Origin of the sequence: Shewanella halotolerans, from assembly GCF_019457535.1 — a bacterium.
In the GTDB taxonomy this organism is placed as follows: Bacteria; Pseudomonadota; Gammaproteobacteria; order Enterobacterales; family Shewanellaceae; genus Shewanella; species Shewanella halotolerans.
In genome coordinates, this window is the sequence record NZ_CP080417.1 from 1,878,217 (window position 1) to 1,892,735 (window position 14,519).

Consider the following 14,519-nt stretch of genomic DNA (forward strand, 5'->3'; position numbering starts at 1 on the left):
TTCGTCTGGGACAGCATTTTTCGCGTGGCGGCTTTTAACAGTGCGCACCCTTTAGGAAAGCTTACGGCAACTGATGGTTGAATGCAGGATAGACCTAGAGAAAGCGCTACTCAAAGGCATAACAACAGCCATTATCCAATGTAAAAATCAGGCATAAAAAAACCGCCATGAAGGCGGTCTTTAGCGTGCGATGCTATTTAATCCGGGATTAACGCTTAAGGGCATCGCTCAGCAGAGGGCGGAAGCTCTTCACCATGGCAACAGTTGCCTTAGGACTACCTGCGATGATGTTGCCTGAACCCATGTAGCCATGGTTGCCGGTAAAGTCGGTAACTGTACCGCCGGCTTCACGGACGATCAGGTCGCCAGCGGCGATATCCCAAGGCTTGAGACCGATCTCGAAGAAAGCGTCCATACGACCGGCTGCTACGTAAGCCAGATCCAGGGCGGCAGAACCTGCACGGCGCAGATCGGCACATTGGCTAAAGGTAGAAGCAAAAAGTTTCATGTAAGTTTCAGTGTGTTGCTTCGCTTTGAAGGGGAAGCCAGTACCTACGATGGCCTCATCGAGATCGCTCGCCTTGCTTACACGGATACGGAAATCATTTAGCTTGGCGCCTTTACCGCGCACGGCAGTGAACAGCTCGTCACGAACAGGATCGTAGACGACGGCAACTTCGGTCTTGCCTTTGTGTTGTACGGCAATAGATACCGCGAAATGAGGGATGCCTCTAACAAAGTTGTTAGTGCCATCCAGAGGATCGACAATCCACAAATAGTCGCTGTTTTGACCCTTGTTCTCACCATTTTCTTCACCAACTATGGTGTGGTCCGGGTACGACTTGCGGATTTGATATGTAATTGCAGCTTCTGCTTCTTTATCTACGTTAGTCACGTAGTCATTGATACCTTTTGTGCTAACTTCTACACGGTCGAGTTCGGTATAGGCACGCATAATCGTTTGGCCGGCGGCGCGAGCGGCGCGCACGGCGATGGTCTGCATCGGATGCATTACAATCCCCTGGATGTTAAAGAACAGATATAAATAATCGGCGCGTATTATACGCTTTTTAAGCGTTATATCAAATATAGATTTTTATATTAAGGGATCCCCTTACGCTGTGATACCATCAATCCACTGTTCTATAGAAAGAAATCAAACTTGTTTCATGCTTAGCAATATTCGTGTCGTTCTCGTAGGAACCACTCATCCAGGTAATATAGGTTCAACCGCCCGTGCCATGAAAACCATGGGCCTTTCCACGCTTTATCTCGCCGAACCCAAGGTGGCACCCGATGGCCAGTCTGTGGCGCTTGCCGCCGGGGCGTCGGATATCCTTAAACATGCGGTGACCGTCGATTGTCTGGAAGATGCCATCGCAGATTGCAGCCTGGTTATCGCCACCAGTGCCCGCAGCCGCACCCTGGACTGGCCCATGTTGGATCCCCGTCAGGCGGGTGAGAAACTCGCCGGCGCCGCCGTTAACGGCCCAGTAGCCATCGTCTTTGGCCGCGAGAGTAACGGCCTGAGCAACGACGAACTGCAAAAGTGCAACTATCATGTGACCATACCGGCCAATCCTGAGTACACCTCGCTTAACCTGGCCCAGGCGGTGCAGATCATCTGTTATGAGGCGCGCGTGGCACACCTCGCCATGGATCCCGAGACGGTAGAAGAGCCGGCGTATCCCCTGGCCAAAGAGCAGGAAAACTTCTTCGTTCATCTGGAGAAGACGCTGCTGTCGACTGGATTTATCATTAAGCAACATCCGGGGCAGGTGATGACTAAGCTCAGACGCCTCTTTAGCCGGGCGAGAATCGAAAGTCAGGAGATGAACATCCTCCGCGGTATCCTGACCTCGGTCGATAAGAAGGTTGAATTGGCACAGCAGGCCACACAAGACGCACAGTCAACGAAGGAAGAATAGAGCCATGGGCGTGATTTCCAGAATTAAAGATGACATAGCCTCCATCTATCACAGAGACCCGGCGGCAAACGGTACCCTAGAGATCCTGCTCAACTATCCTGGCATGCAGGCGATTTGGATCCACCGCGTCAGCCATAAGCTTTGGAAAGCCAAGTGGTGTCTCACCGCACGCATGATCTCTACTTTCTCCCGTTGGCTGACCGGGGTGGAGATCCATCCTGGTGCCACCATAGGCGACCGTTTCTTCATCGACCACGGCATGGGCGTGGTAATAGGTGAGACCGCCGAGATAGGTAACGATTGTACCCTTTACCATGGCGTCACCCTTGGGGGAACTACTTGGCAGGCGGGCAAACGTCACCCGACGCTAGGCAATAACGTGGTGGTTGGCGCCGGCGCCAAGATCTTGGGGCCGATCACTATGCACGATGGGGCGCGTGTCGGCTCAAACTCTGTGGTGGTCAAAGAGGTGCCAAAAGATACCACAGTAGTGGGGATCCCCGCCCGCGAGGTGGCCAGGCCCAGCGATGAGTCCAAGGAGCATGCTCAGCGCCGCACTGAGATGGCCAAGAAATATGGCTTCGATGCCTACGCGGTATCGCCCGATAATCCAGACCCTGTGGCCAATGCCATCGGCAAGATGCTGGATCATATGCACTTGATGGACTCTAAGGTGCAAGAGGTGTGTCAGGCCGTGCAGAGCATGGGCGGCAGCGTCTGTACCGAGCGCCTTCCTGAGCTTGAGGTGGGTGAATTTAGCGACGCCGAGCAGGCCGCGGCCGAGAAGCGCCAGCAGGCGATAGATGAGTTTGATCCCATTATTTAATAAAGAGTGAGATTTATTGCCCTCTGAGCGTTGAATCTTTGCCTTGAAACAGGTTAAATACCCCAGCAACGAAGCAGGGTATTTCCTGTTTCCGATAACGTCCTTAATACCTGACTAATCTGCTGGGTTTTATACTTGACTAAAATAGTCAAGTATGGTTGAATTGACCTAAGCATTTTAGAGAGCAGTGGTAGCTATGAAACTAACTTCAAAAGGTCGGTATGCGGTAACGGCAATGTTAGACGTTGCAATGCATTCTACTTCTGGCCCGGTCCCATTAGCTGACATCTCCGAGCGTCAGGGAATCTCCCTTTCCTATCTTGAACAACTCTTCGCTAAATTACGTAAGCATGGTTTAGTCTCCAGCGTCAGAGGACCCGGTGGCGGTTATCGTCTCGGTTTCGACGCCAGCGACATCTCCGTGGGCATGGTGGTTCGGGCGGTAGATGAGTCGGTCGACGCCACACGTTGTCAAGGTTTGGGAAATTGTCAGAGCGGTACTCGATGTTTAACCCATTCGCTCTGGGGCGATTTGAGCAAACAGATTTCAGATTTTTTAAATGGCATTAGCCTTGCGGGTCTGATGAACAAGCGAGATGTGCAATTTATCTCAATCAAGCAAGACAAGATGCAACAGGAACAAAGGGTAACCCTGTAAGTTAACTTTGTTATTAATTATTACTATATGTACGTGGTTAAGTGGTCGCGCCATGACTACTCAGTACGGAGTGTGAGATGAAGCTTCCTATTTATTTAGATTATGCTGCTACGACGCCGGTCGATCCGCGCGTGGCAGAGAAAATGATGCAATACATGACGATGGACGGGATTTTTGGTAACCCCGCTTCACGTTCTCACCGTTACGGCTGGCAGGCCGAAGAGGCGGTGGATATCGCCCGTAACCAGGTCGCCGAGCTGATCAACGCCGATCCACGCGAGATCGTCTTCACCTCGGGTGCTACCGAGTCTGACAACCTGGCCATCAAGGGTGTTGCGCATTTTTATCATAAGAAAGGCAAGCACATCATCACCAGCAAGACAGAACATAAGGCTGTGCTGGACACCTGTCGTCAGCTTGAGCGTGAAGGCTTCGAGGTGACCTACCTTGAGCCTGAGTCAAACGGCATCATCCCTATCGAGAAGCTCGAAGCGGCGATGCGTGAAGACACCATACTGCTCAGCCTGATGCATGTTAACAATGAGATCGGCGTGATCCACGATATCGACGCCATCGGCGAGCTATGCCGTGCCAAGAAGGTGATCTTCCACGTGGATGCGGCTCAGAGCGCGGGCAAGCTACCTATCGACCTGCAAAAGAGCAAGGTTGACCTCATGTCAATCTCGGCGCACAAGATGTACGGCCCTAAAGGCATTGGTGCCCTGTATGTCCGTCGTAAGCCACGTATTCGTCTGGAAGCGACTATGCACGGTGGTGGACACGAGCGTGGCATGCGCAGTGGTACCCTGGCGACTCACCAAATTGTCGGCATGGGTGAAGCGGCGGCGATTGCCAAGGCCGACATGGAAAGCGATAACGCCCGTATCCGTCGTCTGCGCGACAGACTGTGGGATGGCATCAAGCATATCGAAGAAACCTATATCAACGGTGATGCAGAGCAAAGATACTGCGGCAGCCTGAACGTCAGCTTTAACTTCGTCGAAGGTGAGTCTTTGATGATGGCGCTGAAAGATCTGGCGGTCTCTTCTGGTTCTGCCTGTACCTCAGCAAGTTTAGAGCCTAGCTATGTGCTTCGTGCATTAGGATTAGACGATGAAATGGCGCACAGCTCAATCCGTTTCTCTATCGGTCGTTTCACGACTGAAGAGGAGATTGACCATGCGATCGAGACCATTACCAAGTCTATCGGTCAGTTGAGAGAGATGTCTCCATTGTGGGAGATGTTTAAAGATGGTGTTGACCTGTCAACAGTGCAGTGGGCACACCATTAATCCGGCCGATAAACGAATAGAGATTGGAGCAGAATCATGGCTTACAGTGAAAAAGTAATAGATCATTATGAGAACCCGCGTAACGTAGGTTCATTTGACAAGAACGACCCTTCAGTGGTTACCGGCATGGTAGGTGCGCCTGCCTGTGGTGACGTCATGAAGCTTCAGCTGAAGATCGACGACAACGGTATCATCGAAGATGCCAAGTTCAAGACTTACGGCTGTGGTAGCGCTATCGCGTCTAGCTCTCTGGTCACCGAATGGGTGAAGGGTAAGACGATTGAAGAAGCGCAAGCGATTAAAAATACGGATATTGCTGAAGAGCTTGCCCTACCGCCTGTGAAAATTCACTGCTCAATCTTGGCTGAAGACGCCATCAAGGCAGCGTTAGACGAGTACAAGGCTAAGCACGAAAAGTAATAGTCGGAGTAATAATGGCAATAACGATGACACCGGCGGCGGCCGATCGAGTAAGAAGCTTCTTGGCCAACCGCGGTAAAGGTATCGGATTACGTTTGGGACTGAAGACGTCCGGCTGCTCCGGCATGGCATACGTGCTGGAGTTCGTCGACGAACTCAACGACGACGATGAAGTTTATGAGATCGATGGGGTGAAAATCATCATCGATGCCAAGAGCTTCATCTACCTGCAAGGGATCGAGTTAGATTTCGTCAAAGAGGGGCTCAACGAGGGCTTCCAGTTCAACAACCCCAATGCGAAAGGGGAGTGTGGCTGCGGCGAGAGCTTCACCGTTTAGAGCGAATCGAGATACATGAACTATTTTGAGTTGTTTAGTTTATCGCCATCGTTTGAGCTAGATACCGCTGTGCTTTCAGAGCGGTATCGCGAACTGCAGCGTGCGGTGCACCCTGACAAGTTTGCTAATGCCAGCGAGCAGGACAAGCGCCTGGCGGTGCAGCACACCGCCCAGGTCAACGATGGTTATAACACCCTGAAACATCCCATCTCGCGCGCCGAGCACATGCTCAGCCTCAAGGGAATCGACCTCAGCCACGAATCCACCACGGTTAAAGACATAATGTTTTTAATGCAGCAGATGGAGTGGCGCGAGGCGCTCGAGGAGATTGCCGATAGTGACGATCCCGACGAGGCTATCGAGCACCTGCATCAATCCTTTGGCGAGTATCGCAGCGACATCACGGCGCAGCTGGCACAAAAGATAGGCAGTGAAGAGGCTTCAGTCTTGGAGCAGGCCGCCGACCTGGTGCGTAAACTCAAGTTTATGGATAAGTTGCAGGCTGAACTCGAGCGAGCCGAAGACGCTCTCTTTTAAGCGCGAATGTTTTTTATGGCTCTGTCGTCGATTGCGGTCGACTGAGCCTTTATTTTTTTAAGTTGGAAAGATATGGCACTTTTGCAGATCGCTGAACCCGGACAGAGCGCCGCGCCGCACCAGCACAGGCTGGCGGTAGGCATTGACTTAGGTACGACCAACTCACTGGTGGCGGCCGTGCGCAGTGGCGTAGCCGATACCCTGGCCGACGAATCTGGTCGTCATGCCCTGGCCTCCGTTGTGCGTTACAGCGAAGACGGAGTGCAGGTTGGCGTGGATGCCGAGCGTTTCTCCGCCCAGGACCCACTCAATACCGTGGTCTCGGTGAAGCGTTTCATGGGCCGCAGCCTGAGTGATATTCAGGCCAAGGATGCCTCGCTACCTTATCATTTCTCTGCCAGCGAAAATGGCCTGCCACTGTTCAATACTCAGGCGGGGCAATTTAATCCCATTCAGATCTCTGCCGACATCTTAAGGCCACTAGTTGATCGCGCTGAGAAGACCCTTGGCGGCGCTTTAGAAGGCGTAGTGATCACTGTGCCAGCCTATTTCGATGACGCCCAGCGTCAGGGCACCAAAGAGGCGGCAAACCTGCTTGGTGTCAAGGTGCTGCGTCTGCTCAATGAGCCGACGGCGGCGGCTATCGCCTATGGTCTGGACTCGGGCCAGGAAGGGGTGATTGCCATCTATGACCTGGGTGGCGGTACCTTCGATATCTCGATTCTGCGCCTGAACAAAGGCGTGTTTGAGGTACTGGCGACCGGCGGCGACTCGGCGCTGGGTGGTGATGACTTCGACCACGCCCTGGCCGATCATCTGCAGAGTAGCTGGCAACTGACCAGCCTTACCGCCAGTGAGCGCCGCGCACTCTTAATCGAGAGTCGCCGCGTGAAAGAGGCCCTGACCGAACAGGCCAGCGTGACCGCGAGTCTGACCCTGGAGCAGGGCAGAGTGCATGAACAAGTTGTCGACAAGGCGCAGTTTGACGCCTTGATCGAATATCTGGTGAAGAAGACCATCGCCAGCTGTCGCCGCGCACTGCGCGATGCGGGGATCAGCAACGATGAAGTGCTGGAAACCGTGATGGTGGGCGGCTCGACCCGCGTGCCTCTGGTACGTGAGCGTGTCGAAGGCTTCTTCGGCAAGGCGCCGCTGACCTCAATCGACCCCGATCGTGTGGTCGCCATTGGCGCCGCGATTCAGGCCGATATCCTGGTGGGTAACAAGCCAGAATCGGATCTGCTACTGCTGGATGTGATCCCGCTGTCGCTGGGTATCGAAACCATGGGTGGCCTGGTGGAAAAGGTGGTTTCACGTAACACCACGATTCCGGTCGCCCGCGCCCAGGAGTTCACCACCTTTAAGGATGGTCAAACGGCCATGGCATTTCATGTGGTGCAGGGTGAGCGTGAGCTGGTGGCCGATTGTCGCTCCTTGGCACGCTTTACCCTCAAGGGCATTCCGCCAATGGCAGCCGGTGCGGCGCATATTCGCGTCACCTTCCAGGTCGATGCCGATGGCTTGCTCAGCGTGACCGCCATGGAGAAATCTTCTGGGGTGCAGGCGAGCATTCAGGTGAAGCCTTCCTTCGGTCTGACCGACGAAGAGATCGGCACCATGCTCAAAGATTCGATGGCCCATGCCAAAGAGGATATCGAGCGCCGCATGTTGGCCGAGCAGCAGGTGGAAGCAGCCAGGGTATTAGAGTCCCTGTCGGCGGCGCTGGCCAAAGATGGCAATCTGCTGGACGAAGCGGAAGCGGCGACTATCCAGGCGGGCATGGCCAATTTGGCACAGGTGGCGAGCCAGTCTGATACTGATGCCATCGAGAAGGCAATTGCTGCGCTGGACGATGCCAGTCAGGACTTTGCCGCGAAACGTATGGATAATTCCATTCGATTGGCGCTTAAGGGCCAGTCGGTTGACAATATATAGGTAACAATATGCCTCAGATAGTTTTTTTACCCCATGAAGAGTTATGCCCGGACGGCGCGGTAGTCGAGGCCCAGGTGGGCGAGACTGTGCTGGATGTGGCGCTGCGTAACGGCATCACCATAGAACATGCCTGTGAGAAATCCTGTGCCTGTACCACTTGTCATGTGATCATTCGTGAAGGCTTCGATGAGCTGGAAGAGAGCGATGAGCTGGAAGATGACATGCTGGATAAGGCCTGGGGCCTGGAGCCTGAGAGCCGTCTGTCGTGCCAGTCTAAGGTACCTGACAGCGATCTCGTGGTAGAGATCCCTAAATACACCATCAACATGGTGAGTGAAGGCTAAGCCTGCTTAACGTATTAGCTATCTCAAAGAAAGCCGGTCTATCAGATCGGCTTTTTTGATCCCGCCAATTATCCAAGGGGCTAAACTTAAGGGATAAGCATTTGCGATAGAGGTAAGACAATGAAATGGATAGATTCTCTCGATGTGGCGCTCAGTTTGCTCGAGGCCCATCCCGATGTGGATCCCGCCAAGATCCGCTTTACCGATCTGCGGGAATGGATCCTGGCGCTGGATGAGTTTGACGACGACCCTAATCATTGTAACGAGCGGATCCTGGAGGCGATTCAGGCCTGCTGGATCAACGAGTACTGAGCCGGTACTGAGGGCTAAAGTATCGCTCGCTCGCTTGCTAGCTAGTTTCGATTTGCACAAGCCAGTTTGCTAGCAGGATCGCGCCAGCCTAGATGACGGTTTGATGAATGTCTCATTCATCTCGCTATAAAGGTAGGTTTTTCGGATTTAATTTCGTATAATCCGCGCGAATTTTTAAAAACCTGTTTAATGAAGGAAGCTAGACATGGCTATCGAACGTACTTTTTCTATCATCAAGCCTGATGCCGTTGCTAAAAACCACATCGGTGCTATCTACAACCGTTTTGAAACCGCTGGCCTGAAAATCATCGCTTCTAAAATGGTTCACCTAAGCAAAGAACAAGCTGAAGGCTTCTACGCCGAGCACAGCGAGCGTCCTTTCTTCGGCGCACTGGTTGAGTTCATGACTTCTGGTCCTATCATGGTTCAAGTACTGGAAGGCGAAAACGCTGTTCTGGCTAACCGTGAAATCATGGGTGCAACTAACCCAGCTGAAGCGGCTCGTGGTACTCTGCGTGCTGATTTCGCCGACAGCATCGACGAGAATGCCGTTCACGGTTCTGACGCCGTTGCTTCTGCAGAGCGTGAAATCGCTTACTTCTTCAGCGCTGAAGAACTTTGCCCACGTACTCGTTAATTCGAGTCTGATGCAAAACTCTCGAAAAGGAGCCTTAGGGCTCCTTTTTTGTGCCCGAAATTTACTGCAAAAAAATAGTGCGGCAAAATAGTACGGCGAATAATACGATAAAGTAGCCCCAAGTAAACTGTGAAGAGAAGTCGATGAAAATTGTAGCCGATGAAAACATGCCCTATGTCGAAGCCCTGTTTGCCGATCTTGGCGAGGTGGTGATGGTCGATGGCCGCACCCTGACCCAGGCTCAGGTGAAAGATGCCGATGTGCTGCTGGTGCGCTCCGTCACTAAGGTGGATCAGAATCTACTGGACGGCTGCGACAGGCTCTCCTTCGTGGGCAGCGCCACCATAGGCATGGATCATCTGGACTTGGACTATCTTAAGCAGCGTGGCATCTTCTGCACCAATGCGCCGGGCTGTAACGCGGTGGCTGTCGGCGAATACGTCTTCAATGCCATGTTGGAGCTGGCCAGACGTTTTCATAGTCCACTCAAGGGCAAGACGGTCGGCATAGTTGGTGCGGGTAACACGGGCACGGCGCTGCAAAAGTGCCTTGAGGCCTATGGGGTGAAGACCCTGCTCAACGATCCCTTGCTCGAAGAGGCGGGCGATGAGCGAGAGTTTGTCTCGTTAGATGAGTTAGTTGAGTGCTGCGACGTGATCTCTTTGCATGTGCCCCTGACTCGAGATGGAGAGCATCCCACCCACTATCTGTTTGACAAGGCGCGCCTTAACACACTTGCCGAAGACTCCTGGCTGCTGAACTGCTGCCGCGGCGAGGTGATCGATAACCGTGCGCTTATCGAGGTGAAACAGCGGCGCAGCGATCTCAAGCTGGTGCTGGATGTATGGGAGGGGGAGCCTCTGCCAATACCCGAGTTGGTGCCATTTGTTGAGATAGCCACCCCTCACATAGCCGGCTATAGCCTGGAGGGCAAGGCCCGCGGCACCTTTATGCTGTATCAGGCCTTGATGGCGCAGCTGGGCAGGGCGGTGGACAAGTCGCTTTCCAGCCTGTTGCCAGTGCTCTGGAGTCATCAGTTGTCACCCTTGTCTGTGCCCGATGAAAAGGCCTTGCTCAGCCTGGTGCGTCTGGTCTATGACCTGCGCGATGACGACGAACTGTTTCGCCAGCGCTTTCAAAATAACAAAGGCTTCGACCTGATGAGAAAAAATCATAAGCATCGACGTGAATTTAGCGCGTTAATGCTAGCCAATACCGCGGGTTCTGATGTAGATTGGTTGCTCGAATTAGGTTTTTCAGGAGTCGGTCTGTAATTATGTCGCAGGAATTTAACGTCGTCGTTTTAGGTGCATCGGGAGCCGTGGGTCAAACAATGATTGAGATCCTCGAAGAGCGCAACTTTCCCGTTGCCAACTTGTATCCTCTGGCCAGTAGTCGTAGTGCGGGCGACACGGTAACTTTCCATGGTAAACAGGTCGAAATTTTGGATGTGGAGACCTTCGATTGGTCTCAGGCGCAAATAGGTTTCTTCTCGGCGGGCGGTGACGTGTCGGCGAAGTGGGCCCCCATCGCCGCCGAACATGGTTGTGTGGTGATCGATAATACCTCGCACTTCCGTTACGACATCGATATCCCTCTGGTCGTTCCCGAGGTGAACCCACAGGCGATCGCCGATTTCCGTAATCGCAACATCATCGCCAACCCGAATTGCTCGACTATCCAGATGTTGGTTGCCCTTAAGCCTATCTATGATGCCTTTGGGATCTCTCGCATCAATGTAGCGACCTACCAGTCGGTATCTGGTTCGGGCAAGCAGGCTATCGAAGAGCTGGCCAATCAGTGCGCCAAGCTGCTTCAGGGACTACCGGTAGAGCCTAAGGCCTATCCTAAGCAGATCGCCTTTAACGTGTTGCCGCAGATCGATAAGTTTATGGACAACGGCTACACCAAAGAAGAGATGAAGATGGTCTGGGAAACCCAGAAGATCTTCGGTGATGATCAGATAGTGGTTAACCCAACAGCGGTACGTGTGCCGGTATTCTATGGTCACTCTGAGGCGGTACATATCGAAACTGTGCAGCCGGTGAGTGCCGACGATGTTAAGGCCGTGTTGCGTGATGCGCCTGGCGTGGAGCTGTTCGAGTCTAACGAAGAGTATCCAACGGCGGTGACCGAAGCGGCAGGAACCGACCCTGTATACGTGGGCCGCGTGCGCGAAGATATCTCTCACCCTAACGGCATCAACCTCTGGGTTGTGTCTGATAACATTAGAAAAGGCGCTGCGCTTAACAGCGTACAGATAGCCGAAGTCTTGGTCAGAGACTACTACTGATAGCCAGCCCTAACGGGTGAAGTAGTGCATAAGTGGAGAAAAAGCCTGCAGTTTGCAGGCTTTTTTTGTGTGATCACTTGTTTTTGAAATGTGAACAGTAGCAGGTCACCTAAAACTGGTTTATAGTAATCTCAATAAATACAATTGCCTAAAGCACACTGCCAAATGGCAGTCCATCATCGCTTGAAAGGGAAGAATTGATGAACTTTCGCACATCGCATCTTGCTGGTTTGCTAGCCAGCGCACTGCTTGTTCTCTCGTCGACTTCGGGTCTTTTATCTGCCGCAGAACCTCTCAATATTACCGGTCCAGATGGTGAAAGTCGCCAGACCCTGCGCCAATATGGCCCAACTACGGCATCCGATACCTTCTGGAGTATTGCGCAGAAAACCCGTCCCGATGCGAGTGTGACTATCTATCAGGTGATGGCAGCGATTTATGAAGCCAATCCTCATGCTTTTACCAGCGACAACTACAACAGCCTAGAGAAAGGGATGATCCTGCTGATCCCATCTAAAGAGGTGATGCTGGCTATTCCTAAGAGCCTGGCTAAACAGCAGGCAGAGAGTAACGATAAAGGCTGGCGTCAGAAGCCACAGACGGCAGCAAAGCCTAAGCCGGCAGTGACACCGACTAAACAGGCTCAGGCGGCAGAAGCTAGTCAGCCAGAGATGGTTCAGGCTGATAAGCCTAGCGCCGAGCAGCAGAAGCAGATCGAGGCGTTAACCGCCAAGCTCGAGGCTGAGCAGGCCAAGAACCTGTCGCTCACCGATGAGTTGGCCAGGGCACAGGATAAGTTAAACCTGGGCAACAACGACAGCGAGATGTTGCAGGCCAAGATAGATGAACAAAGCAGCCGTATCGCCGAGCTGGAAGAGGCGCTGCTGGTACAGAAAGAGCAGAAGGCGCAGCTAAACAGCGAAGTCGAGCAGCTTCGTCAGCAGCTGGCCGCCGCGACCCAACCGACAAAACCTAAAGAGGTGGACGACAGCTGGCGCACCATGATGGACAACCCGCTCTATCTCGGTCTGTTCGCGGCCATTCCAGCACTATTGCTATTGGTATTGGTATGGCTATTTATCAAGCGTCGCAATAACAAGAGCGAGGCGGTCGAGTCGAACGCGCCTGTGACGCCACCTATGGACGATAAGCCTGTCGCGCCAGCACCTGAAGATAGTGAAGAGATGATGGCTGTGCATCTGGATACAGATGATGAGGCCGATTCGCTGGATTCCTTGATGAAGGTCGATGAGACCCAGTTAAAACCTGAGGCGGATCTGAGTGATGAGCTGCCCCAAGAAGCTGCCGAGATGGTAGTGGATGCGGGTGATGAGCAGGTGATGTCACCGATTGAGGATGAAGGTCAATCGCTGGACGATCTCTGGGCCGAGGCCATGGGTGAACAGGAGCAGGAAGAAGCCAAGACAACTCAGGAAGATGATCTCGACAGCCTGCTTGCCGAACTGGACGCGCCGCAAGAAGCGCCAGTCGAAGAGGAACATGCTGAAGAGAAGAGCATCGAAGAGACTGCCTTCGAGGCGCCAGTTCTTGAGGAAGAAGAGGCGACCGCAGAGACAGATCTCGACGAACTGCTGGCCGAATTTGAGCAAGAAACTCCAAGCGAAGACGCCAAAGAGGAAGACTTGGATGCGCTGCTGGCGGAGTTTGACCTGCCGGCAGAAACTGTGAACGACGAGACTAACGTAGAAGAAGAGATTCGCGCAGAAGAGACTAGCTTAGAAGAGATTAAGCCAGAAGAAGCCGCCGAGCCTGAAGCGACAGCAGCGTCCGAGGAAACCCTGGCCGATGAGATTGCTCAGGAGCTTGAGGAGGCGATCGAGGCCAAGGGCGATGAGGGCGATGTCGATGAGACAGATCTCGATGCCTTGCTGGCAGGATTCGATGCCGAGCCCGCTGTCCAAGCGTCCGATAGCGAGGATGATGAGATTGCTCGTCAGATCGCCGCCGAGCTTGAGGAAGAAAACGATGAGGTTGAAGAGGCGGATCTTGATGCCTTACTGGCCGAATTCGAACCTGCTGCATCGGCAAGCGAGCCAGAAGCCGACGTCGCCGATCTTGAGTTCGCCGAGGCTGAAGCTGAGGAGGCTGCACCTGAGGAGACAGGGCCAGAACTTGACGTTGCAGCCGAGTTAGCCGCAGAGCAGGAAGAAAGCAAACCGGCCGGTCATGCGCCGCTCGAGTTCGACCTGGGTGAAGATAAACCGGCTGTAGAGCTAGAAGCTGAGGAAGAGATTAAGGCCGAAGATGACGGCGAGGTGGATCTCGACACGCTGCTCGCCGATCTTGAATCGGTCGAAGAGGCGGAAGAGCCTAAGGTTGAAAAGGGCGAATCGGGCTTCTTCGGTGATCTCAAGGGGAACAAGCGCAGCAGCGATAACATGCTGGAGTGGGAATCCGCCTTGACTAGCGACGTGCCAAGCGACCAAGAGACTCAGGTTGAGGACGATGACGACGCTATCTCGCTGCAGCTGGACGATGACGATAATCTAACCGTTGATCAGGCCTTGGCAGCCCTGGATGCGGCGGAGAATAAGCGTCCGGCCAGAGCCGTGCCCGAGCACGACCTGACCGCCTTCCAGCAAGACAACGGCTTTATCGATATCGACAGACTGCTCAATGAGGCCGACGAGGAGCAGCTGGATGTCGATAAGTACAAGGAGCTGGATGTCGACATGGGGGAGCTCGATAGCCTGATGGGCAACGCCTCCATGGTCGATGTGGATGACGAAGAGAATGCCGTCAACGCCAAGCTGGATCTGGCCCGCGCCTATATCGAGATCGACGACATGGACAGCGCCAAGGCGCTGCTCAAAGAGGTCGAGCTGGACGGCAACGAGCGTCAGCAGCAGGAAGCCAAGAAGCTGCTAGACGAGCTCTAATCCTGACGAGCTCTAAAATAGAAAAGCGATTTGAAAAACGGTGCTTAGGCGCCGTTTTTTTATGGAGGCGAGCTAGGTCGGTAACTATCGGGATAGTTG

At 53.4% G+C, this 14,519-nt stretch carries 15 protein-coding genes; 14 read left to right on the forward strand and 1 reads right to left on the reverse strand.

Annotation, left to right across the window (positions count from 1 at the left end):
• Positions 1 to 208 precede the first annotated feature (208 nt).
• Positions 209 to 1,012, reverse strand: a complete 804-nt coding sequence (gene suhB, locus K0H81_RS08080; protein WP_144204355.1) for an inositol-1-monophosphatase — start codon at positions 1,010 to 1,012, stop codon at positions 209 to 211.
• Between the two features lie 157 nt (positions 1,013 to 1,169).
• Between suhB and trmJ the strand changes: the two genes are divergently transcribed.
• The 14 genes from trmJ to K0H81_RS08150 all read left to right on the forward strand — a co-directional run bounded on the left by trmJ (position 1,170) and on the right by K0H81_RS08150 (position 14,420).
• The gene (gene trmJ, locus K0H81_RS08085) at positions 1,170 to 1,928 is read left to right on the forward strand and encodes a tRNA (cytosine(32)/uridine(32)-2'-O)-methyltransferase TrmJ (RefSeq protein ID WP_220060501.1); all 759 of its coding nucleotides are present in this window, start codon (positions 1,170 to 1,172) and stop codon (positions 1,926 to 1,928) included.
• 4 nt (positions 1,929 to 1,932) lie between these two features.
• Complete coding sequence (gene cysE / locus K0H81_RS08090) at positions 1,933 to 2,754, forward strand: serine O-acetyltransferase (protein WP_220060502.1); 822 nt, start codon at positions 1,933 to 1,935, stop codon at positions 2,752 to 2,754.
• Positions 2,755 to 2,950: 196 nt separating this feature from the next.
• Positions 2,951 to 3,412, forward strand: a complete 462-nt coding sequence (iscR, locus tag K0H81_RS08095) for a Fe-S cluster assembly transcriptional regulator IscR (protein WP_011866115.1) — start codon at positions 2,951 to 2,953, stop codon at positions 3,410 to 3,412.
• Between the two features lie 77 nt (positions 3,413 to 3,489).
• Positions 3,490 to 4,704 carry an IscS subfamily cysteine desulfurase gene (locus K0H81_RS08100; RefSeq protein WP_011866114.1) on the forward strand — a complete coding sequence of 405 codons (1,215 nt, stop codon included), beginning with the start codon at positions 3,490 to 3,492 and terminating at the stop codon, positions 4,702 to 4,704.
• A 36-nt stretch (positions 4,705 to 4,740) separates the two neighbouring features.
• Positions 4,741 to 5,124: a Fe-S cluster assembly scaffold IscU gene (gene iscU, locus K0H81_RS08105; RefSeq protein WP_011866113.1), complete on the forward strand. Its 384-nt coding sequence runs from the start codon at positions 4,741 to 4,743 to the stop codon at positions 5,122 to 5,124.
• A 14-nt stretch (positions 5,125 to 5,138) separates the two neighbouring features.
• Positions 5,139 to 5,462 carry an iron-sulfur cluster assembly protein IscA gene (gene iscA, locus K0H81_RS08110; RefSeq protein ID WP_011866112.1) on the forward strand — a complete coding sequence of 108 codons (324 nt, stop codon included), beginning with the start codon at positions 5,139 to 5,141 and terminating at the stop codon, positions 5,460 to 5,462.
• 15 nt (positions 5,463 to 5,477) lie between these two features.
• Entirely contained in the window at positions 5,478 to 5,999 is a 522-nt protein-coding gene (hscB, locus tag K0H81_RS08115; protein WP_220060503.1) for a co-chaperone HscB, read from the forward strand.
• Between the two features lie 72 nt (positions 6,000 to 6,071).
• Positions 6,072 to 7,934 (forward strand): Fe-S protein assembly chaperone HscA, encoded by a 1,863-nt coding sequence (hscA, locus tag K0H81_RS08120; RefSeq protein ID WP_220060504.1) that lies wholly within the window; start codon positions 6,072 to 6,074, stop codon positions 7,932 to 7,934.
• A gap of 8 nt (positions 7,935 to 7,942) precedes the next feature.
• On the forward strand, positions 7,943 to 8,278 hold the full coding sequence (gene fdx, locus K0H81_RS08125; RefSeq protein WP_011866109.1) for an ISC system 2Fe-2S type ferredoxin: 336 nt from the start codon (positions 7,943 to 7,945) through the stop codon (positions 8,276 to 8,278).
• Positions 8,279 to 8,398: 120 nt separating this feature from the next.
• Complete coding sequence (gene iscX / locus K0H81_RS08130) at positions 8,399 to 8,590, forward strand: Fe-S cluster assembly protein IscX (protein WP_011866108.1); 192 nt, start codon at positions 8,399 to 8,401, stop codon at positions 8,588 to 8,590.
• A 205-nt stretch (positions 8,591 to 8,795) separates the two neighbouring features.
• Positions 8,796 to 9,227: a nucleoside-diphosphate kinase gene (gene ndk, locus K0H81_RS08135; RefSeq protein ID WP_011866107.1), complete on the forward strand. Its 432-nt coding sequence runs from the start codon at positions 8,796 to 8,798 to the stop codon at positions 9,225 to 9,227.
• A gap of 143 nt (positions 9,228 to 9,370) precedes the next feature.
• A complete protein-coding gene (locus K0H81_RS08140) occupies positions 9,371 to 10,501 on the forward strand; it encodes a 4-phosphoerythronate dehydrogenase (RefSeq protein ID WP_220060505.1) in 1,131 nt (376 codons plus the stop codon).
• 2 nt (positions 10,502 to 10,503) lie between these two features.
• Positions 10,504 to 11,520: an aspartate-semialdehyde dehydrogenase gene (locus tag K0H81_RS08145; RefSeq protein ID WP_220060506.1), complete on the forward strand. Its 1,017-nt coding sequence runs from the start codon at positions 10,504 to 10,506 to the stop codon at positions 11,518 to 11,520.
• 200 nt (positions 11,521 to 11,720) lie between these two features.
• Positions 11,721 to 14,420 carry a FimV/HubP family polar landmark protein gene (locus K0H81_RS08150; protein WP_220060507.1) on the forward strand — a complete coding sequence of 900 codons (2,700 nt, stop codon included), beginning with the start codon at positions 11,721 to 11,723 and terminating at the stop codon, positions 14,418 to 14,420.
• Positions 14,421 to 14,519: the final 99 nt, after the last annotated feature.